17 protein-coding genes, 6 tRNA genes, 5 rRNA genes and 1 other annotated feature are annotated in these 24133 nt (G+C 50.2%); all 28 genes read left to right on the plus strand.

Annotated elements, in window-relative coordinates; genetic code table 11:
• Positions 1-15 precede the first annotated feature (15 nt).
• The 28 genes from ACN9MT_RS00465 (at position 16) to secE (ending at position 24122) form a co-directional block, all read left to right on the plus strand.
• Positions 16-2929, plus strand: a 23S ribosomal RNA gene (locus ACN9MT_RS00465).
• Between the two features lie 102 nt (positions 2930-3031).
• Positions 3032-3147, plus strand: a 5S ribosomal RNA gene (rrf, locus tag ACN9MT_RS00470).
• Between the two features lie 9 nt (positions 3148-3156).
• Positions 3157-3232: transfer RNA gene (locus ACN9MT_RS00475), tRNA-Val, on the plus strand.
• A 14-nt stretch (positions 3233-3246) separates the two neighbouring features.
• A tRNA-Thr gene (locus ACN9MT_RS00480) sits at positions 3247-3322 on the plus strand.
• Between the two features lie 62 nt (positions 3323-3384).
• A tRNA-Leu gene (locus tag ACN9MT_RS00485) sits at positions 3385-3471 on the plus strand.
• Between the two features lie 38 nt (positions 3472-3509).
• Positions 3510-3583: transfer RNA gene (locus ACN9MT_RS00490), tRNA-Arg, on the plus strand.
• 4 nt (positions 3584-3587) lie between these two features.
• A tRNA-Pro gene (locus ACN9MT_RS00495) sits at positions 3588-3664 on the plus strand.
• 22 nt (positions 3665-3686) lie between these two features.
• Positions 3687-3762: transfer RNA gene (locus tag ACN9MT_RS00500), tRNA-Ala, on the plus strand.
• Between the two features lie 125 nt (positions 3763-3887).
• Positions 3888-5449: ribosomal RNA gene (locus ACN9MT_RS00505) — 16S ribosomal RNA — on the plus strand.
• A gap of 165 nt (positions 5450-5614) precedes the next feature.
• Positions 5615-8528 (plus strand): 23S ribosomal RNA (locus ACN9MT_RS00510).
• Between the two features lie 47 nt (positions 8529-8575).
• Positions 8576-8691 (plus strand): 5S ribosomal RNA (gene rrf, locus ACN9MT_RS00515).
• Together the 16S, 23S and 5S rRNA genes with 6 tRNA genes alongside form the textbook arrangement of a ribosomal RNA operon.
• A 131-nt stretch (positions 8692-8822) precedes the next feature.
• Complete coding sequence (locus ACN9MT_RS00520; protein ID WP_023466578.1) at positions 8823-9278, plus strand: CtsR family transcriptional regulator; 456 nt, start codon at positions 8823-8825, stop codon at positions 9276-9278.
• A 25-nt stretch (positions 9279-9303) separates the two neighbouring features.
• Positions 9304-9732 (plus strand): hypothetical protein, encoded by a 429-nt coding sequence (locus tag ACN9MT_RS00525; protein ID WP_023466580.1) that lies wholly within the window; start codon positions 9304-9306, stop codon positions 9730-9732.
• Positions 9725-10798 carry an ATP--guanido phosphotransferase gene (locus ACN9MT_RS00530; protein ID WP_426272579.1) on the plus strand — a complete coding sequence of 358 codons (1074 nt, stop codon included), beginning with the start codon at positions 9725-9727 and terminating at the stop codon, positions 10796-10798. The genes ACN9MT_RS00525 and ACN9MT_RS00530 overlap by 8 nt, the downstream gene beginning before the upstream one ends.
• On the plus strand, positions 10798-13245 hold the full coding sequence (gene clpC / locus ACN9MT_RS00535) for an ATP-dependent protease ATP-binding subunit ClpC (RefSeq protein ID WP_035413120.1): 2448 nt from the start codon (positions 10798-10800) through the stop codon (positions 13243-13245). Before ACN9MT_RS00530 ends, clpC begins: the two co-directional genes overlap by 1 nt.
• Positions 13246-13320: 75 nt before the next feature.
• Positions 13321-14697, plus strand: coding sequence for a DNA repair protein RadA (gene radA, locus ACN9MT_RS00540; protein ID WP_029343076.1), 1377 nt, complete (start codon positions 13321-13323; stop codon positions 14695-14697).
• 127 nt (positions 14698-14824) lie between these two features.
• Entirely contained in the window at positions 14825-15910 is a 1086-nt protein-coding gene (locus ACN9MT_RS00545) for a PIN/TRAM domain-containing protein (protein WP_035413125.1), read from the plus strand.
• 131 nt (positions 15911-16041) lie between these two features.
• Entirely contained in the window at positions 16042-16725 is a 684-nt protein-coding gene (gene ispD, locus ACN9MT_RS00550) for a 2-C-methyl-D-erythritol 4-phosphate cytidylyltransferase (protein WP_035413128.1), read from the plus strand.
• 2 nt (positions 16726-16727) lie between these two features.
• The gene (gene ispF / locus ACN9MT_RS00555) at positions 16728-17210 is read left to right on the plus strand and encodes a 2-C-methyl-D-erythritol 2,4-cyclodiphosphate synthase (protein ID WP_029343079.1); all 483 of its coding nucleotides are present in this window, start codon (positions 16728-16730) and stop codon (positions 17208-17210) included.
• Positions 17211-17253: 43 nt separating this feature from the next.
• Positions 17254-18702, plus strand: a complete 1449-nt coding sequence (gltX, locus tag ACN9MT_RS00560; RefSeq protein WP_056064904.1) for a glutamate--tRNA ligase — start codon at positions 17254-17256, stop codon at positions 18700-18702.
• Positions 18702-18920: a binding site (T-box leader), on the plus strand. It overlaps the preceding gene by 1 nt.
• Positions 18921-18929: 9 nt before the next feature.
• Complete coding sequence (gene epsC / locus ACN9MT_RS00565) at positions 18930-19649, plus strand: serine O-acetyltransferase EpsC (RefSeq protein ID WP_255344377.1); 720 nt, start codon at positions 18930-18932, stop codon at positions 19647-19649.
• The gene (gene cysS / locus ACN9MT_RS00570) at positions 19603-21000 is read left to right on the plus strand and encodes a cysteine--tRNA ligase (RefSeq protein WP_035413137.1); all 1398 of its coding nucleotides are present in this window, start codon (positions 19603-19605) and stop codon (positions 20998-21000) included. The genes epsC and cysS overlap by 47 nt, the downstream gene beginning before the upstream one ends.
• A complete protein-coding gene (locus ACN9MT_RS00575) occupies positions 20997-21401 on the plus strand; it encodes a Mini-ribonuclease 3 (protein ID WP_035413140.1) in 405 nt (134 codons plus the stop codon). Before cysS ends, ACN9MT_RS00575 begins: the two co-directional genes overlap by 4 nt.
• Positions 21402-21567: 166 nt before the next feature.
• Complete coding sequence (gene rlmB, locus ACN9MT_RS00580) at positions 21568-22251, plus strand: 23S rRNA (guanosine(2251)-2'-O)-methyltransferase RlmB (protein ID WP_369792041.1); 684 nt, start codon at positions 21568-21570, stop codon at positions 22249-22251.
• Positions 22248-22778, plus strand: a complete 531-nt coding sequence (locus ACN9MT_RS00585) for an NYN domain-containing protein (protein ID WP_035413144.1) — start codon at positions 22248-22250, stop codon at positions 22776-22778. The genes rlmB and ACN9MT_RS00585 overlap by 4 nt, the downstream gene beginning before the upstream one ends.
• Positions 22779-22963: 185 nt before the next feature.
• The gene (gene sigH / locus ACN9MT_RS00590) at positions 22964-23605 is read left to right on the plus strand and encodes an RNA polymerase sporulation sigma factor SigH (protein WP_035413147.1); all 642 of its coding nucleotides are present in this window, start codon (positions 22964-22966) and stop codon (positions 23603-23605) included.
• A gap of 155 nt (positions 23606-23760) precedes the next feature.
• Entirely contained in the window at positions 23761-23907 is a 147-nt protein-coding gene (gene rpmG, locus ACN9MT_RS00595) for a 50S ribosomal protein L33 (protein ID WP_023466603.1), read from the plus strand.
• A gap of 44 nt (positions 23908-23951) precedes the next feature.
• On the plus strand, positions 23952-24122 hold the full coding sequence (secE, locus tag ACN9MT_RS00600; RefSeq protein ID WP_023466605.1) for a preprotein translocase subunit SecE: 171 nt from the start codon (positions 23952-23954) through the stop codon (positions 24120-24122).
• Positions 24123-24133 lie beyond the last annotated feature (11 nt).

The raw sequence follows: 24133 nt of genomic DNA on the forward strand, positions 1-24133 counted from the left end.
AGAATACCAACGCTAGATCAAGGTATGAAGGGCGTACGGTGGATGCCTTGGCACTAGGAGCCGATGAAGGACGCGACGAACAGCGATATGCTTCGGGGAGCAGTAAGTATGCTTTGATCCGAAGATTTCCGAATGGGGGAACCCACCATCCGTAATGGGATGGGACATGTTACATGAATACATAGTGTAACGTGAGGCAGACCCGGGGAACTGAAACATCTAAGTACCCGGAGGAAGAGAAAGCAAATGCGATTCCCTGAGTAGCGGCGAGCGAAACGGGAACAGCCCAAACCGGAGAGCATGCTCTTCGGGGTTGTAGGACACTCTATACGGAGTCAAAAAGGAAGACAGTAGGTGAAGGACCTGGAAAGGTCGGCCGAAGAAGGTGACAGCCCTGTAGCTGAAACTGTTTTCCCTCCAGAGTGGATCCTGAGTACGGCGGGACACGTGAAACCCCGTCGGAATCCGGGAGGACCATCTCCCAAGGCTAAATACTCCCTAGTGACCGATAGTGAACCAGTACCGTGAGGGAAAGGTGAAAAGCACCCCGGAAGGGGAGTGAAATAGATCCTGAAACCGTATGCCTACAAGTAGTCAGAGCCCGTTAACGGGTGATGGCGTGCCTTTTGTAGAATGAACCGGCGAGTTACGATAACGCGCGAGGTTAAGCCGATGAGGCGGAGCCGTAGCGAAAGCGAGTCTGAACAGGGCGTTCAGTGCGTTGTCGTAGACCCGAAACCAGGTGATCTACCCATGTCCAGGATGAAGGTCAGGTAACACTGACTGGAGGTCCGAACCCACGCACGTTGAAAAGTGCGGGGATGAGGTGTGGGTAGCGGTGAAATGCCAATCGAACCTGGAGATAGCTGGTTCTCCCCGAAATAGCTTTAGGGCTAGCCTCGAGGTTGAGAGTTCTGGAGGTAGAGCACTGATTGGACTAGGGGCCCCCACAGGGTTACCGAATTCAGTTAAACTCCGAATGCCAGCAACTTATACTCGGGAGTCAGACTGCGAGTGATAAGATCCGTAGTCAAGAGGGAAACAGCCCAGACCGCCAGCTAAGGTCCCCAAGTGTATGTTAAGTGGAAAAGGATGTGGCGCTGCCTAGACAGCTAGGATGTTGGCTTAGAAGCAGCCACCATTCAAAGAGTGCGTAATAGCTCACTAGTCGAGTGGCGCCGCGCCGAAAATGTAACGGGGCTAAACATACCACCGAAGCTGCGGATTCCGTAAGGAATGGTAGGGGAGCGTTCCAAACCGCTGTGAAGCTGTACCGGAAGGAGCAGTGGAGCGTTTGGAAGTGAGAATGCCGGTGTGAGTAGCGAAAAGAGGGGTGAGAATCCCCTCCGTCGAAAGCCCAAGGTTTCCTGAGGAAGGCTCGTCCGCTCAGGGTTAGTCTGGACCTAAGCCGAGGCCGAAAGGCGTAGGCGATGGATAACAGGTTGATATTCCTGTACCGCCGATCCACCGTTTGAACAATGGGGGGACGCAGGAGGATAGTGACGCATGCGGATGGAAGTGCATGTGCAAGTTTCAAGACCGTCTGATTGGCAAATCCGTCAGGCACCACAGTCAAGGAACGACGCGGAGTCCCGTAGGGACGTAGGTCACGATTTCACACTGCCAAGAAAAGCCTCTAGTGAGGGGGAAGGCGCCAGTACCGTAAACCGACACAGGTAGGCGAGATGAGAATTCTAAGACGCGCGGGATAACTCTCGTTAAGGAACTCGGCAAAATGGTCCCGTAACTTCGGGAGAAGGGACGCTCTACACATGTAGAGCCGCAGTGAATAGGCCCAAACGACTGTTTAGCAAAAACACAGGTCTCTGCTAAATCGCAAGATGACGTATAGGGGCTGACGCCTGCCCGGTGCTGGAAGGTTAAGGGGATGGGTTAGCGCAAGCGAAGCTTTGAACCGAAGCCCCAGTAAACGGCGGCCGTAACTATAACGGTCCTAAGGTAGCGAAATTCCTTGTCGGGTAAGTTCCGACCCGCACGAAAGGCGTAACGATTTGGGCACTGTCTCAACGAGAGACCCGGTGAAATCATAGTACCTGTGAAGATGCAGGTTACCCGCGACAGGACGGAAAGACCCCATGGAGCTTTACTACAGCCTGATATTGAGGCTTTGTGCATGATGTACAGGATAGGCGGGAGACGTCGAGCCCGGAGCGCCAGCTTCGGAGGAGTCACCCTTGGGATACCGCCCTTCATGCATAGAGTCTCTAACTCGCAGCCGTGATCCGGCTGGAGGACCGTGTCAGGCGGGTAGTTTGACTGGGGCGGTCGCCTCCTAAACAGTAACGGAGGCGCCCAAAGGTTCCCTCAGAATGGTTGGAAATCATTCGTAGAGCGCAAAGGCAGAAGGGAGCTTGACTGCGAGACCTACAAGTCGAGCAGGGACGAAAGTCGGGCTTAGTGATCCGGTGGTTCCGCATGGAAGGGCCATCGCTCAACGGATAAAAGCTACCCTGGGGATAACAGGCTGATCTCCCCCAAGAGTCCACATCGACGGGGAGGTTTGGCACCTCGATGTCGGCTCATCGCATCCTGGGGCTGGAGTAGGTCCCAAGGGTTGGGCTGTTCGCCCATTAAAGCGGTACGCGAGCTGGGTTCAGAACGTCGTGAGACAGTTCGGTCCCTATCCGTCGTGGGCGCAGGAAATTTGAGGAGAGCTGTCCTTAGTACGAGAGGACCGGGATGGACGCACCGCTGGTGTACCAGTTGTTCCGCCAGGAGCATCGCTGGGTAGCTACGTGCGGACGGGATAAATGCTGAAAGCATCTAAGCATGAAGCCCCCTCCAAGATGAGATTTCCCTTTGAGTAATCAAGAAAGACCCCTCAGAGACGATGAGGTAGATAGGTCACGGGTGGAAGCATGGCGACATGTGGAGCTGAGTGATACTAATCGGTCGAGGCCTTGTTCTAGCAGATGCATTGTTGATGACTTCAGTTTTGAGGGCGCGAGCCTTTCAAAAAAATGAAAAAAAGTCTTGACGTTATGTGAACATAATGTTAAGATAATAAATGTCTGGTGGCGATAGCCAAGTGGTCACACCCGTTCCCATGCCGAACACGGAAGTTAAGCACTTGAACGCCGAAAGTAGTTGGGGGCTTCCCCCTGTGAGGATAGGACGCTGCCAGGCGATACATATGGAGGATTAGCTCAGCTGGGAGAGCACCTGCCTTACAAGCAGGGGGTCGGCGGTTCGATCCCGTCATCCTCCACCATTTTTATTACACTTGCCGGTGTAGCTCAGCTGGTAGAGCAACTGACTTGTAATCAGTAGGTCGCGGGTTCGACTCCTGTTGCCGGCACCATTTTCATCTTCAATGATCACCAGAATTCAATTATGAATGAAGGTTCTACCTTTTATATCCCTGCCGGGGTGGCGGAACTGGTAGACGCACAGGACTTAAAATCCTGCGGGGGTTTCCCCGTGCCGGTTCGATTCCGGCCCTCGGTACCATTTTCATTTTGATGTTTGCTGTTTGATCCTTATATTCCGCACCCTTAGCTCAGCTGGATAGAGTACTTGACTACGAATCAAGGGGTCGGGAGTTCGAATCTCTCAGGGTGCATTTTCGGGAAGTAGCTCAGCTTGGTAGAGCACTTGGTTTGGGACCAAGGGGTCGCAGGTTCGAATCCTGTCTTCCCGACCATCTTCAATTTCATCCCTTTAACGGGGCCTTAGCTCAGCTGGGAGAGCGCCTGCCTTGCACGCAGGAGGTCAGCGGTTCGATCCCGCTAGGCTCCACCATTTTTATGACGAACTTTGAAAACTGAACGATGAGGCAAAAATCGTATTCTACGGAATACAAAAACGAATGAAGCGCAAGCTTCGTCAATCGTGACTCCGGTCACAACAACGAGCAAGTCAAACACTTTATGGAGAGTTTGATCCTGGCTCAGGACGAACGCTGGCGGCGTGCCTAATACATGCAAGTCGAGCGCAGGAAGCTGACGGAACTCTTCGGAGGGAAGGCAGTGGAATGAGCGGCGGACGGGTGAGTAACACGTAAGGAACCTGCCTCAAGGATTGGGATAACTCCGAGAAATCGGAGCTAATACCGGATAGTTCATTGGACCGCATGGTCCGGTGATGAAAGGCGCTCCGGCGTCACCTTGAGATGGCCTTGCGGTGCATTAGCTAGTTGGTGGGGTAACGGCCCACCAAGGCGACGATGCATAGCCGACCTGAGAGGGTGATCGGCCACACTGGGACTGAGACACGGCCCAGACTCCTACGGGAGGCAGCAGTAGGGAATCTTCCACAATGGACGAAAGTCTGATGGAGCAACGCCGCGTGAGTGATGAAGGTTTTCGGATCGTAAAACTCTGTTGTAAGGGAAGAACACGTACGAGAGGAAATGCTCGTACCTTGACGGTACCTTACGAGAAAGCCACGGCTAACTACGTGCCAGCAGCCGCGGTAATACGTAGGTGGCAAGCGTTGTCCGGAATTATTGGGCGTAAAGCGCGCGCAGGCGGCCTTTTAAGTCTGATGTGAAAGCCCCCGGCTCAACCGGGGAGGGCCATTGGAAACTGGAAGGCTTGAGTACAGAAGAGAAGAGTGGAATTCCACGTGTAGCGGTGAAATGCGTAGAGATGTGGAGGAACACCAGTGGCGAAGGCGACTCTTTGGTCTGTAACTGACGCTGAGGCGCGAAAGCGTGGGGAGCAAACAGGATTAGATACCCTGGTAGTCCACGCCGTAAACGATGAGTGCTAGGTGTTGGGGGGTTTCCGCCCCTCAGTGCTGAAGCTAACGCATTAAGCACTCCGCCTGGGGAGTACGGCCGCAAGGCTGAAACTCAAAGGAATTGACGGGGACCCGCACAAGCGGTGGAGCATGTGGTTTAATTCGAAGCAACGCGAAGAACCTTACCAACTCTTGACATCCCATTGACCGCTTGAGAGATCAAGTTTTCCCTTCGGGGACAATGGTGACAGGTGGTGCATGGTTGTCGTCAGCTCGTGTCGTGAGATGTTGGGTTAAGTCCCGCAACGAGCGCAACCCCTATCCTTAGTTGCCAGCATTCAGTTGGGCACTCTAGGGAGACTGCCGGTGACAAACCGGAGGAAGGTGGGGATGACGTCAAATCATCATGCCCCTTATGAGTTGGGCTACACACGTGCTACAATGGACGGTACAAAGGGCAGCGAGACCGCGAGGTGGAGCCAATCCCATAAAGCCGTTCCCAGTTCGGATTGCAGGCTGCAACTCGCCTGCATGAAGTCGGAATCGCTAGTAATCGCAGGTCAGCATACTGCGGTGAATACGTTCCCGGGTCTTGTACACACCGCCCGTCACACCACGAGAGTTTGCAACACCCGAAGCCGGTGAGGTAACCGCAAGGAGCCAGCCGTCGAAGGTGGGGTAGATGATTGGGGTGAAGTCGTAACAAGGTAGCCGTATCGGAAGGTGCGGCTGGATCACCTCCTTTCTAAGGAAAACGTCCCTTACGGGACATGCCCATCGTTCAGTTTTGAGAGCTCGTCTCTCAGTCTCGCAAGAGACACTCGCACCTTGAAAACTGAAGACATCAACAAGACATCAAACTTTTAATTAACCATGTCATTAGACGTGTGTTCTTAGAATACCAACGCTAGATCAAGGTATGAAGGGCGTACGGTGGATGCCTTGGCACTAGGAGCCGATGAAGGACGCGACGAACAGCGATATGCTTCGGGGAGCAGTAAGTATGCTTTGATCCGAAGATTTCCGAATGGGGGAACCCACCATCTGTAATGGGATGGGACATGTTACATGAATACATAGTGTAACGTGAGGCAGACCCGGGGAACTGAAACATCTAAGTACCCGGAGGAAGAGAAAGCAAATGCGATTCCCTGAGTAGCGGCGAGCGAAACGGGAACAGCCCAAACCGGAGAGCATGCTCTTCGGGGTTGTAGGACACTCTATACGGAGTCAAAAAGGAAGACAGTAGGTGAAGGACCTGGAAAGGTCGGCCGAAGAAGGTGACAGCCCTGTAGCTGAAACTGTTTTCCCTCCAGAGTGGATCCTGAGTACGGCGGGACACGTGAAACCCCGTCGGAATCCGGGAGGACCATCTCCCAAGGCTAAATACTCCCTAGTGACCGATAGTGAACCAGTACCGTGAGGGAAAGGTGAAAAGCACCCCGGAAGGGGAGTGAAATAGATCCTGAAACCGTATGCCTACAAGTAGTCAGAGCCCGTTAACGGGTGATGGCGTGCCTTTTGTAGAATGAACCGGCGAGTTACGATAACGCGCGAGGTTAAGCCGATGAGGCGGAGCCGTAGCGAAAGCGAGTCTGAACAGGGCGTTCAGTGCGTTGTCGTAGACCCGAAACCAGGTGATCTACCCATGTCCAGGATGAAGGTCAGGTAACACTGACTGGAGGTCCGAACCCACGCACGTTGAAAAGTGCGGGGATGAGGTGTGGGTAGCGGTGAAATGCCAATCGAACCTGGAGATAGCTGGTTCTCCCCGAAATAGCTTTAGGGCTAGCCTCGAGGTTGAGAGTTCTGGAGGTAGAGCACTGATTGGACTAGGGGCCCCCACAGGGTTACCGAATTCAGTTAAACTCCGAATGCCAGCAACTTATACTCGGGAGTCAGACTGCGAGTGATAAGATCCGTAGTCAAGAGGGAAACAGCCCAGACCGCCAGCTAAGGTCCCCAAGTGTATGTTAAGTGGAAAAGGATGTGGCGCTGCCTAGACAGCTAGGATGTTGGCTTAGAAGCAGCCACCATTCAAAGAGTGCGTAATAGCTCACTAGTCGAGTGGCGCCGCGCCGAAAATGTAACGGGGCTAAACATACCACCGAAGCTGCGGATTCCGTAAGGAATGGTAGGGGAGCGTTCCAAACCGCTGCGAAGCTGTACCGGAAGGAGCAGTGGAGCGTTTGGAAGTGAGAATGCCGGTGTGAGTAGCGAAAAGAGGGGTGAGAATCCCCTCCGTCGAAAGCCCAAGGTTTCCTGAGGAAGGCTCGTCCGCTCAGGGTTAGTCTGGACCTAAGCCGAGGCCGAAAGGCGTAGGCGATGGATAACAGGTTGATATTCCTGTACCGCCGATCCACCGTTTGAACAATGGGGGGACGCAGGAGGATAGTGACGCATGCGGATGGAAGTGCATGTGCAAGTTTCAAGACCGTCTGATTGGCAAATCCGTCAGGCATCACAGTCAAGGAACGACGCGGAGTCCCGTAGGGACGTAGGTCACGATTTCACACTGCCAAGAAAAGCCTCTAGTGAGGGGGAAGGCGCCAGTACCGTAAACCGACACAGGTAGGCGAGATGAGAATTCTAAGACGCGCGGGATAACTCTCGTTAAGGAACTCGGCAAAATGGTCCCGTAACTTCGGGAGAAGGGACGCTCTACACATGTAGAGCCGCAGTGAATAGGCCCAAACGACTGTTTAGCAAAAACACAGGTCTCTGCTAAATCGCAAGATGACGTATAGGGGCTGACGCCTGCCCGGTGCTGGAAGGTTAAGGGGATGGGTTAGCGCAAGCGAAGCTTTGAACCGAAGCCCCAGTAAACGGCGGCCGTAACTATAACGGTCCTAAGGTAGCGAAATTCCTTGTCGGGTAAGTTCCGACCCGCACGAAAGGCGTAACGATTTGGGCACTGTCTCAACGAGAGACCCGGTGAAATCATAGTACCTGTGAAGATGCAGGTTACCCGCGACAGGACGGAAAGACCCCATGGAGCTTTACTACAGCCTGATATTGAGGCTTTGTGCATGATGTACAGGATAGGCGGGAGACGTCGAGCCCGGAGCGCCAGCTTCGGAGGAGTCACCCTTGGGATACCGCCCTTCATGCATAGAGTCTCTAACTCGCAGCCGTGATCCGGCTGGAGGACCGTGTCAGGCGGGTAGTTTGACTGGGGCGGTCGCCTCCTAAACAGTAACGGAGGCGCCCAAAGGTTCCCTCAGAATGGTTGGAAATCATTCGTAGAGCGCAAAGGCAGAAGGGAGCTTGACTGCGAGACCTACAAGTCGAGCAGGGACGAAAGTCGGGCTTAGTGATCCGGTGGTTCCGCATGGAAGGGCCATCGCTCAACGGATAAAAGCTACCCTGGGGATAACAGGCTGATCTCCCCCAAGAGTCCACATCGACGGGGAGGTTTGGCACCTCGATGTCGGCTCATCGCATCCTGGGGCTGGAGTAGGTCCCAAGGGTTGGGCTGTTCGCCCATTAAAGCGGTACGCGAGCTGGGTTCAGAACGTCGTGAGACAGTTCGGTCCCTATCCGTCGTGGGCGCAGGAAATTTGAGGAGAGCTGTCCTTAGTACGAGAGGACCGGGATGGACGCACCGCTGGTGTACCAGTTGTTCCGCCAGGAGCATCGCTGGGTAGCTACGTGCGGACGGGATAAATGCTGAAAGCATCTAAGCATGAAGCCCCCTCCAAGATGAGATTTCCCTTTGAGTAATCAAGAAAGACCCCTCAGAGACGATGAGGTAGATAGGTCACGGGTGGAAGCATGGCGACATGTGGAGCTGAGTGATACTAATCGGTCGAGGCCTTGTTCTAGCAGATGCTTGTTGATGACTTCAGTTTTGAGGGCGCGAGCCCGATCGTCTGGTGACGATAGCCAAGTGGTCACACCCGTTCCCATGCCGAACACGGAAGTTAAGCACTTGAACGCCGAAAGTAGTTGGGGGCTTCCCCCTGTGAGGATAGGACGTTGCCAGGCACTTGACCGATCTGCAGATTGCAGGTCGGTCTTTTTGTGTTTTCTAAAAAGCCTTATCAGTTGCATTTCTTTTTTTAGATGATTACTATTAAATCAAACAATAGTCAAAGATGGTCAGAGAGGTGGTGCCAATGCAAAACATCACAGATATCATCGAAGCCTATTTAAAGCAAATTTTACACGACGAAAAGACGATTGAAATCAAACGTCAAGAAATTGCACAACGTTTTGACTGTGTTCCATCACAAATCAATTACGTCATTAATACTCGTTTTACGGTCGAAAAGGGTTATTTTGTTGAAAGTAAGCGGGGCGGCGGTGGATACATTCGGATTCAAAAAATCGTTGTGCTCGATAGTCACGATCTATTAGACGAAGTCAGTTCATGGATCGGTGATCATTTGACGGAACAAGCTGCAGAAGATTATTTGATTCGTTTGATGAACGAACAATTACTGACGCGGCGGGAAGCTATTTTGATTCAATCGCTGTTGCAAAAAGAGAGTTTGCCAATGGCGGTCGAAGATCAACACCGGATGCGTGCCCACTTGATGCGGACGCTTCTTCAAACCATGAAGCGACTCTAGTCGTCGGACATTGGAGGAATGCACGATGCGTTGTCAACGATGTGGCGAACGAGAAGCAATCGTCCGTGTCAAACTCCCACAAGAGTCAGAAACCGATGAGAAGTTCTTATGCTCGGTTTGTGTACGGGAGTTAGCACGTGAATATCAAGGGACGGCATGTCCGTCTTGTGGTATGACCCGTCAACAATTGCTTCATCTTCGTAAAGTCGGTTGCCCGACTTGTTATTCATTTTTCAAAGACGAAGTCGACGGCATGGTTCGTCAGTTCCAACACGGTCATACGCAACATTATGGTTCACGCCCTGATGAGGAATCCGTGGAGAAACGATTAAATCAGCAACTTAGTCGACTCAAAGAACAACTCAACCGCAAAATCTTAGCAGAAGATTATGAAGAAGCAGAAGTCATAAAACAACAGATTGAGAGTGTCGAGGAGGATTTGCGTCATGTTTGAAGAGTTGCTTCAACACCCTTTAAGCGAATCGATGAATCAATCTTCTCCCTTTGACGACATCGTCGTTTCGACACGAGTCCGTTTGGCGCGCAATACGACACGTTATCCGTTCTCAACGATGTTGTCAGAAGCACAAGCCAATGCACTCATTGAAGAGACGGAACGCCAACTAAATGGGATGAAAGGGTTCCGATTTGGTCGTGTCGATCAGGCGGATGTCCTGACCCGAACCGCTTTAGTAGAAAAGCATCTAATTAGTCCGGCGTTAGCGAGTCATCCACGGACAGGACTCTTCATTAGTGAAGATGAGCAGATCAGTGTCATGGTAAACGAAGAAGATCATTTCCGGATCCAGACCTTATTACCGGGGCTCCAGCTCGAAGAGGCGTTTCGGATCGCAAAACAAGTCGATCGCTTGATCAGCGAACGCTTTAAGATTGCTTTTGATGATACACTTGGTTATTTAACGACATGTCCGAGCAATGTCGGAACAGGTCTTCGTGCTTCCGTGATGTTGCACTTACCGGGACTAGTCCTGACGAATCAGATTCAAGGCTATATCAAACACTTACGACAGTTAGGATTCGCGATTCGTGGGCGTTACGGTGAGGGAAGCGATGCTTCTGGTCGCATGTTCCAACTTTCGAACCAACGGACGCTTGGGGCAAGCGAGGATATGCTGATCACGGACTATCAATTTGCGGTCGAAGCATTAATTGAAGCAGAACAGGCAGCACGAAAAGGATTATTGGAGATGTATCAAGAAGAACTAGAGGACAGACTATATCGTTCCTATGGCATCCTGACATCAGCTCGACTGATTACAGCGCGGGAAGCAACGGAACGGCTATCGGATGTCCGCTTAGCAGATAGTCTGGGACTAGAGGTCCACCTACCTCCAAACCTATTTCATCAACTGCTCGTCTCGCTACAAACAGGTTTTCTACAAAAGCATTTCGGGAAACAATTAACATCTAGAGAACGGGACATCGAACGGGCGAAACGAATTCGGACGATGTTAACCGAACAGACAAACAGGGATCACACACAAGGAGGTTTTGCATAATGATGTTTGGACGATTTACAGAACGTGCACAACGTGTATTGGCACTTGCTCAAGAAGAAGCAGTACGGTTGGGGCACCACAATATCGGAACAGAACACATTTTACTCGGACTTGTACGTGAAGGAGACGGAATCGCTGCGAAAGCCTTAACAGCACTCGGTCTCAGTTCAGATAAAATTCAGATGGAAGTCGAAGCATTGATCGGTCGCGGACAAGATGGTGCAACGACGATTCACTATACACCACGTGCGAAAAAAGTCATCGAGTTATCAATGGATGAGGCACGTAAACTCGGTCACTCTTACGTCGGAACAGAACACCTCTTGCTCGGATTGATCCGAGAAGGAGAGGGCGTTGCTGCTCGTGTCTTAAATAACTTAGGCATCAGTCTTTCAAAAGCCCGTCAGCAAGTACTGCAGTTGCTCGGGAACAGTGAAACAACAGCAAACGCGTCGCAAGCAGGTTCAGGTGTCGCAACACCAACACTTGATGGTCTTGCTCGTGATTTGACACAACAAGCGCGTGAAACACGTCTTGATCCAGTTATCGGTCGTGCGAAAGAAATTCAACGCGTCATCGAAGTCTTGAGCCGCCGGACGAAAAATAACCCAGTCTTGATCGGGGAACCAGGGGTCGGTAAAACGGCTGTCGTCGAAGGTCTCGCTCAACAAATCATCAACAATGAAGTACCGGAGACGTTACGCAATAAACGCGTCATGGTACTCGACATGGGAACACTCGTTGCCGGTACGAAATACCGTGGTGAATTCGAAGATCGTTTGAAAAAGGTCATGGATGAGATTCGTCAAGCGGGGAACATCATTCTCTTCATCGATGAGTTGCATACATTGATTGGAGCGGGTGGAGCAGAAGGTGCGATCGATGCATCGAACATCCTTAAACCATCGCTCGCACGAGGTGAACTCCAGTGTATCGGAGCAACGACTCTTGATGAGTACCGGAAATACATCGAAAAAGATGCGGCACTCGAACGTCGTTTCCAACCGATTCAAGTCGCAGAGCCAACAACGGATGAAGCAACACAAATCCTATTTGGTCTTCGCGATCGTTATGAAGCACACCACCGTGTGACGATCACAGACGAAGCGATTCAAGAAGCCGTCACATTGTCGGATCGATACATTTCGGATCGTTTCCTTCCGGATAAAGCGATCGATTTGATCGATGAAGCGGCATCGAAAGTTCGGTTGCGTTCATACACAGCACCACCGAACTTAAAAGAAGTCGAAGCGAAACTCGAAGGTATCCGTAAGGACAAGGACGAAGCTGTCCAAAGCCAAGAGTTTGAAAAAGCAGCAAGCCTCCGCGACACGGAACAAAAATTACGCGATGAGCTTGAGCGTTTGAAAGAGGAATGGCAGAATAAACAAGGCAACGAAAAACTTGAAGTCACAAAAGATGACATCGCACAAGTCGTTGCCAACTGGACAGGTGTACCGGTCACGAAGATCGCGGAAGAAGAGACGGATCGTCTCCTTCGCCTCGAAGAAATCCTTCACGATCGTGTCATCGGTCAAAACGAAGCCGTTAAATCGATTTCAAAAGCCATTCGTCGGGCACGTGCTGGACTGAAAGATCCAAAACGTCCGATCGGTTCATTCATCTTCCTCGGTCCTACTGGGGTTGGTAAAACAGAACTCGCCCGTGCGGTTGCCGAAGCGATGTTCGGAGATGAGGATGCAATCATCCGGATCGACATGTCAGAGTACATGGAGAAACATGCAACGAGCCGTCTCGTCGGTTCACCTCCAGGATATGTCGGTTACGAAGAAGGCGGTCAATTGACTGAAAAAGTTCGCCGGAAACCGTACTCGGTCATCTTACTTGATGAAATCGAGAAGGCGCACCCGGAAGTCTTCAACATTCTCTTGCAGGTACTCGATGATGGGCGTCTAACAGACTCGAAAGGTCGCACGGTTGATTTCCGTAACACGATTATCGTCATGACGTCGAACGTCGGTGCAAGTGCCCTTAAACGTAATAAATATGTTGGATTCGCTGTTTCTGAAGATACGGATCGCGAATACAAAGACATGAAAGATAAAGTCATGGAAGAACTCAAACGGGCCTTCCGTCCAGAGTTCTTGAACCGGATTGATGAAACGATCGTCTTCCATTCACTCGAGAAACAACATATCGAAGAGATCGTGAAGTTGATGGCGAAAACCCTTGAAAAACGTTTGGCTGAACAGGAAATTCATTTCGAATTGACACCAGCTGCCCTCTCGAAGATCGCCGATATCGGATACGATCCAGAGTACGGTGCGCGTCCAATCCGTCGTGCCCTTCAACGGGAAGCGGAAGACCGGTTGTCAGAAGCATTGCTCGCAGGTGATATCCAAAAAGGAGAGCATGTTGCGCTTGATGTCGAAGAGAACGAATTCATCGTTCGCCGGAATCACGTGAGTTCTGCCGCAACGGAATAAGCACTGAGCACAGGGCCAGCTTTCGCACTTTCTGAGCGAAGCTGGTCTTTTTTTGAAACAGAAAGGATGAATCGATTGGCTAAGTTAAAAACAAAATTCGTTTGCCAAAGCTGTGGAACTGAATCACCGAAATGGATGGGACGTTGTTCTGGATGCGGAGAATGGAACACGATGGTCGAAGAAGTCGTCGAAGAAAAAAAAGGACGGCGCGGTGCCGCTTTTGTTCATACGACGACAAAACAATTAAAGCCAGAGCGCCTCGCGAATATCGTCTCGCAAGAAGAGAGTCGTGTCTTTACCGGAAGTGGTGAATTCGACCGTGTCCTCGGAGGTGGCATCGTTCCAGGTTCGATGGTGCTTGTTGGAGGAGACCCGGGGATCGGGAAGTCGACGATCTTACTGCAGACGAGTGCACGGCTTGCCCAACGTGGTGAAAAAGTGCTCTACATCTCAGGGGAAGAATCGCTTAAACAAACCAAATTGCGCGCGGAACGGCTTGGATTGCCGACACAGGATTTGTTCGTCCTCAGTGAAACGGACATGAACATGATTGAACGTGTCGTTGATGAAGAACAGCCACGGTTTTTAATCATCGACTCGATTCAAACCGTCTACATTGATGAAATTCAGTCCGCACCCGGGAGTGTAACACAGGTACGTGAATGTACGGCGATGCTGATGAAAATTGCGAAGAGTCGCGGTATTGCGATCTTCATCGTTGGTCACGTTACAAAACAGGGTTCGATTGCTGGACCACGTTTACTTGAGCACATGGTGGATGCTGTCTTGTATTTCGAAGGCGAACGTCACCATACGTTTCGGATTCTGCGTGCTGTTAAAAACCGATTTGGTTCAACGAATGAGATCGGAATTTTTGAGATGCGGGAGTCTGGCCTTGAAGAGGTCTTAAATCCGTCAGAAATTTTCCTCGAAGAGCGGACATCCGGCGTATCCGGTTCAACGATCGTCGCTTCGATGGAAGGGACACGGACGGTCCTTGTCGAACTGCAAGCACTGATTTCACCGACGTCATTCGGGAATCCTAGACGGATGGCGACCGGAATCGATCAAAATAAAGTAGCGTTATTGATGGCCGTTCTTGAGAAACGATCGGGTCTTCTCTTACAAACACAAGATGCCTATCTCAAGGCAGCGGGTGGTGTGAAGCTCGATGAACCAGCGATCGACTTAGCCGTCTGTGTTGCGATTGCCTCTAGTTTCCGTGACAAACCGACGCGTCCGACGGATGTCGTGATTGGTGAGGTCGGGTTGACGGGAGAAGTTCGTCGTGTATCGCGCATTGAGCAACGTGTAGCAGAAGCAGCCAAACTCGGTTTTACACGAGCGATCATTCCGAAAAATAACTTAGGAGGCTGGACGTATCCGGACGGGATTACGGTCGTCGGTGTCGAGAGCGTGGACGAAGCATTACGCGAAACCATTCCGTTTTAAGCTGGAATGACGTAAAAAATGGGGGAACTGTAATGGATATGTAAACAGTTTCCCCTCCTTCCAGCGTAGGTAGTTCAATTCAGTACATGTTACAATGAACTTAAAATAGGCAAAGGAGGTGAGAAGATTGAAAATCGTCATACGGGTATTTTTTGCATTACTCGGACTTGCCCTTGGGATCTTGTTGCTTCCTCAGTTTTTCCAATTGATTGAAACAGCGACAAGTACGACTTTCCCGGCATGGTTGATGAGCGAATACGTAACTGGAACGATTGGTGCACTCATATTCTTATTAATTGGATTATTCATTACGGATTCGGTAATTCGACTTCTCCGATTTTTAGAAGAACGACTCGTCAAAGCCCCAGTAGCAGATCTCTTTTTTGGTACGTTTGGTTTGTTGATCGGATTAGTATTAGCATTTCTCGTCAGTACGTTAATCGACTTAGTTGGGATTCCTGTCCTCAGTAATGTCTTAACAATCTTCGTGACCGCGTTATTCGGATATCTCGGCTTTACGGTCGGGTATCGAAAACGTCATGAATTGACGAAAATCTTCTTACGTAGCAACCAAAGTGAAAAAAAGACGGCATCTGAAGTCGTCGTTCCAGCAAAGTCGAATAGTAAAGTGCTCGATACGAGCGTCATCATCGACGGACGAATCACAGATATCACGAAAACAGGCTTCGTCGAAGGGAAACTGATCGTTCCGCAATTCGTCATCGGTGAGTTGCAGTACATCGCGGATTCTTCTGATACGTTGAAACGAAACCGTGGACGCCGCGGGCTCGATGTCTTAAAAGAATTACAAGAGATCCCTGGAGTCGAGGTCGAAATTTATGATGGCGACTTCGAGGATGTACCGGAAGTCGACATCAAATTGATCAAACTTGCGGAACTCGTCAAAGGAATCGTCGTCACGAACGACTATAACTTAAACAAAGTCTGTGAAGTCCGACATGTTCCTGTCCTTAACATCAATGACCTGGCGAATGCGGTCAAACAAGTCGTCATTCCAGGAGAAGAAATGACCGTCCTTGTCATCAAGGAAGGGAAAGAACAAAAGCAAGGAATCGCCTATCTCGAAGATGGAACGATGGTCGTCGTCGAAGGAGGCAAACATCTCATTTCGAAAACGATTGGCGTCGTCGTCACGAGTGTCTTACAGACGTCAGCTGGACGAATGATTTTTGCGAAACCACAGGAAAAATGAGACACTATGCCTAGAGAGATATCGAGAGGCATTCAGATAGACCCGCAACGGATTCGATTTCATGATCGAGTCCGTTTTCGGTGTGATGGAATGGATCACGATGATCAGTGAGATAGAAAAGAGGGAATGAGATGTCTACAGCCACATATCGCGTCGTCATCCCCGCTGCCGGTGCCGGTAAGCGGATGGGCGCAGATCGTAATAAATTGATGCTTGAACTAAGAGACCGTCCAATCATCGCTTGGACACTAGATGTCTTCGAGGCGGACCCGGCATGTGCGGAAATCGTTCTTGCGATCAATCCAATGGAGAAAGACTGGTTTACGCACGTCACTTCGTCCTATGCGACAGCCATCAAACTGGTTGCGGGTGGGGCCGAACGTCAAGAAAGTGTTCTCCGTGGTCTTGAGGCATTAGAAGGCGAAGGGATCGTCCTGATTCATGATGGGGCTCGACCGTTCATTTCACAAGAAGCGATTCATGCGGTCGTCCAGGCGGCAGTGTTGGATCAAGCAGCGATTCTCGCCGTACCGATCAAAGACACCGTCAAACGGATCGAAGCGAATCACATCAGTGAGACCGTTCCGCGAGAACACTTGATGGCAGCCCAGACACCACAAGCATTTGATCTTGCAACGATTCGCACGGTTCATGAAAAAGCGGCAACAAAATACCTAGGAACCGATGATGCAAGTTTGATAGAATGGGACGGAGGAAAAGTAACGATCGTCCACGGTCACTACGAAAATATCAAGATGACGACACCGGACGATCTATGGTTCGGTGAAGCAATTCTAATGAAACGAGGGAAATGACGATGATTCGAATTGGACAAGGTTTTGATGTACATGCCTTTGCAGAGGATCGGAAATTGATTTTAGGCGGCATTGAGATTCCGCATACGAAAGGATTGCTCGGTCATTCGGATGCAGACGTTTTGTTACATACGATTGCCGACGCAGCACTTGGTGCGATTGCAGCGGGGGATATCGGAAAACATTTTCCGGATACGGATCCTGAATTCAAGGATGCGGATTCAGCAAAATTACTGCAGCATGTCTACGCGCTCGTTAAACAACAAGGGTATGAGCTTGGCAACCTAGATGCGACAGTCATCGCACAGGCACCAAAGCTTCGTCCGTACATCGACACGATGCGCGCTCGGATCGCAGAATTACTCGAAGCGGACATTGAACAGATCAATGTCAAGGCAACGACAACGGAATGGTTAGGTTTTACGGGACGAGAAGAGGGAATCGCTTGTCAAGCAGTGATTCTACTGAAACGAATCGAAGAATAAGGTATACTAGATAAGCGAATTTTAGTCGAAGGAGTGATTGGCAATGGCAGAAGTACGAGTACGTTATGCCCCAAGTCCAACAGGACACTTGCATATCGGGAATGCCCGGACTGCATTATTTAACTATCTGTTTGCACGCCATTTAGGCGGCAAGATGGTATTACGAATCGAGGATACGGACCAAAAGCGGAACATCGCAGGTGGTGTCGAGAGTCAAATGAAGAATCTCGAGTGGCTCGGTGTCGATTGGGACGAAGGTCCAGGTCGCGGTGGTGAGTACGGTCCTTATTCACAAATGGAGCGTCTTGATATCTATCAAAAGTATACGGATGAGTTACTTGAAAAGGGACTCGCTTACCGTTGCTACATGACATCGGAAGAGCTCGAAGCAGAACGCGAAGCGCAAATCGCACGCGGAGAAGCACCACGTTATTCAGGGGCACACCGTAACCTGACAGCAGAACAAGAAGAAGCGTTCCGCGCAGAAGGTCGCACGCCATCGATTCGGATTCGTGTACCGGAAGATGTCACGTATACATGGAATGATATCGTCAAAGACGACGTCTCGTTCGAATCAAAAGACTTCGGTGACTGGGTCATCGTTAAAAAAGACGGCATTCCGACGTATAACTTTGCTGTCGTCATCGACGATCACTTGATGGCGATCAGTCACGTTCTTCGTGGAGATGATCATATTTCGAACACACCGAAACAGATGATGATCTATGATGCGTTCGGTTGGGAATACCCGACGTTTGGTCACATGACATTGATTGTCAATGAAGCACACAAGAAACTCTCGAAGCGTGATCACTCGATCATTCAGTACATCGAGCAGTACAAAGAGCTCGGTTATCTCCCGGAAGCATTACTCAACTTCATCACGCTTCTCGGCTGGTCACCTGTCGGCGAAGAGGAAATCTTCACAAAAGAAGAGTTAATCAAGATCTTTGACGCGGATCGTCTCTCGAAGAGTCCGGCTGTCTTTGACCAAAACAAATTGGCTTGGATCAACAGTCAGTATATGAAACATCAATCGTTCGAAGAAGTATTCGAAGCAAGTCTTCCGTTCCTACAAGAAGCAGGTCGCGTCGAAGCGTCACCTTCAGAAGAAGAGCTCGCTTGGGCACGTGATCTTGTCGCGCTATACCGCGAACAGATGACGCATGGCGCGGAAATCGTCAAGCTTTCAGAGATGTTCTTTGAGGATGAAGTGGTGTATGATGAAGAGGCAAACACTGTCTTGAGTGGCGAGACGGTTCCGACTGTACTTGCAGAATTCGCGAACCAGTTACGCGCTCTCGAAGAGTGGACACCAGAAGCAATCAAAGCATCGATCAAAGCGACGCAAAAAGCGACTGGTCAAAAAGGAAAAAACTTGTTCATGCCAATTCGTGTTGCGACGACAGGACAGACGCATGGTCCAGAACTCCCGAACACGATTCAATTACTAGGAAAAGACCGTGTGCTTGCACGGCTTGAAGCAGAATAACGAAAGCGTAGACGAGGAAAGTAACGATGCGTCTTCTTCTCCAGAGACAAGCTCGAATGGTGCGAGGGCTTGAAGAAGCGAATCATGAAATGCCCCTCTGAGTGCTGCCCGAAATCCGTGAAAGTAGGCGCAGACGTATCTCCGGCGTTAACGGACGTCGAGAGGGACGAGTCAATCGTCCAAACAGAGTGGGACCGCGCTTCGTTAGCGTCTCTGTGCAGCAATGCATAGAGGCGCTTTTTCTTATGGAAAGGAGAACGTATATGACACGGATGCGAGAAGATATCCGCAATGTGTTTGAGCAAGATCCAGCTGCCCGCAGCACGTTAGAAGTCATTTTGACATACCCGGGCTTACATGCGATTTGGATGCATCGCCTGGCCCATCGGCTCTGGAACGCGAAGTTTCGCTTGCTCGGTCGATTGATTTCGCAATTCAGTCGCTTTTTGACAGGCATCGAGATTCATCCAGGAGCGACGATTGGACGCCGATTCTTTATTGACCATGGGATGGGTGTCGTCATTGGTGAGACGACGATCATTGGCGATGACGTCACGTTGTTTCAAGGCGTGACACTCGGCGGAACGGGGAAAGAAACAGGAAAGCGTCATCCGACGATTGAAGACGGCGTACTTGTCTCTGCCGGTGCTCGTGTCCTAGGTGATATCACGATCGGGGCATACTCAAAAATCGGTGCCAGTTCCGTCGTCTTAAAACACGTTCCTCCAAATGCGACCGTCGTCGGCATTCCGGGACGTGTCGTCATTCAAGACGGCATGAAGGTCGAAGCACCACTTGATCATCGTTTCCCGGATCCGGTCAGCGAATGCCAAGAGCGGATTGAAATGGAACTAGAAGTATTAAAACAAGAAATTGAACGGATTAAAGGAGGGCGACGTCATGATTCAACTGTACAACAGCATGACCGGAAAAAAGGAACCATTTAAACCATTAGAAGAAGGAAAGGTCAAGATGTATGTCTGTGGTCCAACTGTGTACAACTACATTCATATCGGCAATGCACGTCCAGCGATCGTCTTCGATACAGTCCGTCGCTACTTCACATACCGCGGATATGAGGTCAAATACGTCTCGAACTTCACGGACGTCGACGATAAGATCATCCGGACAGCAAACGAACTGGGAGAAGATTATCATGCGTTGACGAAACGTTTCATTGAAGCGTATCACGCGGATACGGGTGCTTTAAATGTCCAAAAAGCGGACATCCATCCACTCGTCACGGAAACGATGGACGATATCATCGCATTCATCGAAGTCCTTGTTGAAAAAGGCAATGCCTACGCTTCAAGCGGAGATGTCTACTTCCGGACGCGTAGTTTCAAGGATTACGGACAATTAAGCCAACAGTCAATCGACGAGTTGCGTGCAGGTGCACGAATCGAAGTCGGAGAGAAAAAAGAAGATCCGCTTGATTTCGTGCTCTGGAAAGCAGCAAAACCAGGCGAGCCGGCATGGACGAGTCCGTGGGGCGAAGGGCGACCAGGCTGGCACATCGAGTGCTCGGCGATGGCGAAGAAATACCTCGGAGAGACGATCGATATCCATGCCGGTGGACAAGACTTGAAGTTCCCGCACCATGAGAATGAGATCGCCCAGTCGGAAGCATGCAATTCTCAGAAGTTCGCAAACTACTGGATGCATAATGGGTTCTTGAACATCGAAAACGAGAAGATGTCGAAGTCGCTCGGTAACTTCTTGACGGTTCATGAAGCAATCCAAGCGGTTGATCCGATGGTGTTACGATTCTTCATGTTGTCGGTTCAGTATCGTCACCCGATCAACTACAGTCGTGAACTGATCGACCAAGCAGCGAATGGTCTCGCACGGATCCGGGAGTCGGTCGCAAACATTGAACACCGACTTGACATGACGGCTGATCTCGGAACAGGTGACGAGAAGTGGTTGAATCGTCTAGCGGCAATCAAGGAACACTTCATCACATCGATGGATGATGATTTCAATACAGCGAACGCGGTGACGGATTTGTTTGATCTCTCAAAAGAAGCCAACCTATACCTTGGAGAAGCGCATGTATCGAAACAGGTGCTCGAACAGTTCCTCGCACTCTTCTCGGAATTATCAGGCGTCCTAGGTGTGACGTTGACAGTTGATAAAGGCTTACTCGATGAAGAAGTCGAACAGTTGATCGAAGAGCGGAACACAGCACGTCAAAATCGTGACTTTGCACGAGCAGATGCAATTCGCGACCAACTACGTGACCAAGGCATTCTGCTCGAAGATACAGCACAAGGGATGCGGTGGAAGCGCGGATGAAGAACTACAAACAACTGAACGCACTCGCGTTAGCGTACATGGGCGACGTCGTCTATGAGATTCGTGTGCGCGAGCGATTGCTCGAACAAGGTTATGTGAAGCCGGGCGAGTTGCATAAAGCAGCTGTCCGGTACGTTCGGGCACAAGCACAAGCGACGGTCGTGACGCACTGGTTGAACACGGATGCGTTGACGGAAGAAGAGGCAGCGGTCGTCCGGCGCGGGAAGAACGCAAAATCCGGTTCCATCCCGAAGAGCACGGACGTCCATACGTATCGCTACGCGACAGCATTTGAAGCATTGCTCGGTTATATTTATCTTTCAGAAGGAGGGGATCGCCTTGAAGAACTCATCGGACAAGCGTTCGAACTACTCGAAGCCGAAAAAACAGACGAATCCTAAGGCTACCGGTATGAAGCCGAAAACGAAGGCACAACGTCCAGCACAAGAGAAACGAAAAGCCGCTCCGGTCAAGGAACAGCCCATCGCGATCGAACCGCTCGAAGAAGGACAAGATTTCTTGTCGGGTCGAAATCCGGTTCTAGAAGCATTACGGAGCGGACGAGAGATGAACAAGCTGTTTCTGCAGGAAGGACAACAAAAAGGACCACTTGCCGTCATCCACGCGATGGCGCAGGAAGCAGGGATTCAAATCCAGCTCGTACCGCGTTCACGGTTAACCGGTTTAGCTGGAACGGAAAATCACCAAGGTGTCGTCGCAGCGGTAGCGGCGTATGAGTACGCTGAGATGGAAGACATCTTTGAGCTCGCGCGTCAAAAGGACGAAACACCGCTCTTGATCCTACTCGATGAACTGGAAGATCCACATAATCTCGGATCAATCTTGCGGACAGCAGATGCTGTCGGGGCACACGGGATCATCATTCCGAAGCGTCGATCAGTCGGATTGACGCAAGTCGTCGCAAAAGCATCAACAGGCGCGATCGAACATATTCCTGTCGTTCGCGTGACGAACCTTGCGCGGACGATGGAGGATCTAAAGAAACAAGGCATCTGGTTCGTCGGAACGGATGCGCGCGAAAGTGATGACTACCGGACACTTGATGGGACGATGCCACTCGGAATCGTCATTGGAAGTGAAGGAAAAGGAATGAGCCGGCTCGTCCGTGAGAAATGTGATTTCCTCGTCCACCTCCCGATGGCGGGACATGTCACATCGCTCAACGCATCGGTTGCTGCTTCGTTATTACTATATGAAGTCTACCGGACTAGAAAGCCGTATGCGCGATGAAATATGATCGTCTCATCGTAGATGGCTATAATATCATTGGCGCATGGCCAGAATTTCGGACGTTGCGGGAGCAAGATTTTGAATTGGCACGGGAACGGCTGATTCATGCGATGGCGGAATACCAAGCTGTCACAGGTCTCAGCGTTACGATCGTCTTCGATGCCTATCTTCAACCGGGACGTGAATCCCGGATGCAAAAAAGCGGGATTGATATCGTCTACACACGGGAGAACGAAACGGCAGATGAATGGATTGAAAAGACAGCTGCTGATTGGCTACAAGATATCCGAGTCAAGCTAACGGTAGCGACGAATGATTATACGGAGCAGTGGGTCATCTTCACGCTCGGAGCACTCCGCATATCGGCGCAAGAGCTCCGGCGAGAGTGGAAAGCGGCAGTCGCTGTCATCAAACAACAGACGACGTCTGCGAAGACGACGGCTCAACCGCGCTCGAAGATTGATTTACCAGAAGACGTCGTCGCACGTTTAGAAGCGATCCGTCGTCGAAAGAATTCAGATACATGATATAAACCATTCGCATGAGCAGATCACCGTTTTTCCTACTTTGGAAGAACGGTGTTTTTTATGAAAAGATACATTTTGGATACAACAAAAGAGGTCATGCCAATTTTCATTGTCGTGCGACAGGTAATTATTGTATAATTAAAAACAATTGAACTATTCGTCAATGATGCTTGGAGGGATACAAGATGAGTTTGGTTTCGTTCGACCAGTTTGGGTGCATGACCGATGAAGCGCTTGTAGAACAAGCGAAAGAGTTCGACAACAGCGATGCGCTCGAATTTTTGATCGAGCGGTATCGAAATTTCGTGCGCGCCAAAGCCCGTTCTTATTTTTTGATCGGGGCAGACCGAGAAGATATCATTCAAGAAGGAATGATTGGTCTCTATAAAGCAGTACGAGATTACCGAACGGATAAGCTTGCCTCGTTTAAAGGATTTGCCGAATTATGCATTACGAGACAGATGATCACTGCGATCAAGACGGCGACACGTCAGAAACATATCCCGTTGAACTCGTACATCTCACTCGATAAACCGATCTATGACGATGAATCGGAGCGGACGTTACTCGATATCATTACGTCGACAGCACCTTCTGACCCACAAATCTTGATCGTCAACCGGGAAGAATATGCAGACATTGAATCGAAGATGGATGAAATTTTAAGCGACCTTGAACGCAAAGTCCTCGCGCTCTATCTTGACGGACGGACGTATCAGGAAATCTCTGACGACCTCGATCGTCATGTCAAATCGATCGACAATGCCTTGCAACGCGTCAAGCGCAAGCTTGAGCGTTATCTCGAAGCACGAAAGATGACGGTCTAACAGAGAGGTAGATTGACCGTAATCCCTTCCTATGCTACTGTATAACTAGCGCCTTACTAGCGAGACGCCGCTCATAGGCGTTTTTTTTTACGCTCTTTTTCGGAAGGAAAGTACCTCAACAGAAGAGAAGAGTGGCAAAGAAGGAGGACTTTGAGATGGCGAAGAAAGTAGGCCTTGCTTGTGATAATTGCGGTGCCCGCGACTATACGACGATGAAAAAAGAGGACGTCACTGTCCGCTTGGAATTGAAGAAATTCTGCCGTCGTTGTAACGCGCATACGATTCATAAAGAAGCGAAATAAAGCTTCATCTGTCCCGATTTATTACATCCTGGAGGGAAAGTACGATGAAATTTTTGCGTGACGTATGGAATGAATTGAAAAAGACGAGCTGGCCAAAACGGAAAGAGCTGACGAAATACACATTGACGGTCATCGGTATGGTGATCTTCATGGGTGTCTTCATCTTCGGCGTCGATTCAGGGCTTAGCGCATTGATGAGCTGGTTGATTAAGTAAAAAGAAGAGGT

Source organism: Exiguobacterium sp. R-17 (assembly GCF_049913315.1).
In the GTDB taxonomy this organism is placed as follows: Bacteria; Bacillota; Bacilli; order Exiguobacteriales; family Exiguobacteriaceae; genus Exiguobacterium_A.

What these genes read in the sequence shown, in the direction of transcription:
- ACN9MT_RS00520 (WP_023466578.1), top strand. Translation starts at nt 8,823, where the DNA reads ATGCAAAACATCACAGATATCATCGAAGCCTATTTAAAGCAAATTTTA.
- ACN9MT_RS00525 (WP_023466580.1), top strand. Translation starts at nt 9,304, where the DNA reads ATGCGTTGTCAACGATGTGGCGAACGAGAAGCAATCGTCCGTGTCAAA.
- ACN9MT_RS00530 (WP_426272579.1), top strand. Translation starts at nt 9,725, where the DNA reads ATGTTTGAAGAGTTGCTTCAACACCCTTTAAGCGAATCGATGAATCAA.
- clpC (WP_035413120.1), top strand. Translation starts at nt 10,798, where the DNA reads ATGATGTTTGGACGATTTACAGAACGTGCACAACGTGTATTGGCACTT.
- ispD (WP_035413128.1), top strand. Translation starts at nt 16,042, where the DNA reads ATGTCTACAGCCACATATCGCGTCGTCATCCCCGCTGCCGGTGCCGGT.
- ispF (WP_029343079.1), top strand. Translation starts at nt 16,728, where the DNA reads ATGATTCGAATTGGACAAGGTTTTGATGTACATGCCTTTGCAGAGGAT.
- gltX (WP_056064904.1), top strand. Translation starts at nt 17,254, where the DNA reads ATGGCAGAAGTACGAGTACGTTATGCCCCAAGTCCAACAGGACACTTG.
- cysS (WP_035413137.1), top strand. Translation starts at nt 19,603, where the DNA reads ATGATTCAACTGTACAACAGCATGACCGGAAAAAAGGAACCATTTAAA.
- ACN9MT_RS00575 (WP_035413140.1), top strand. Translation starts at nt 20,997, where the DNA reads ATGAAGAACTACAAACAACTGAACGCACTCGCGTTAGCGTACATGGGC.
- rlmB (WP_369792041.1), top strand. Translation starts at nt 21,568, where the DNA reads ATGAACAAGCTGTTTCTGCAGGAAGGACAACAAAAAGGACCACTTGCC.
- ACN9MT_RS00585 (WP_035413144.1), top strand. Translation starts at nt 22,248, where the DNA reads ATGAAATATGATCGTCTCATCGTAGATGGCTATAATATCATTGGCGCA.
- sigH (WP_035413147.1), top strand. Translation starts at nt 22,964, where the DNA reads ATGAGTTTGGTTTCGTTCGACCAGTTTGGGTGCATGACCGATGAAGCG.
- rpmG (WP_023466603.1), top strand. Translation starts at nt 23,761, where the DNA reads ATGGCGAAGAAAGTAGGCCTTGCTTGTGATAATTGCGGTGCCCGCGAC.
- secE (WP_023466605.1), top strand. Translation starts at nt 23,952, where the DNA reads ATGAAATTTTTGCGTGACGTATGGAATGAATTGAAAAAGACGAGCTGG.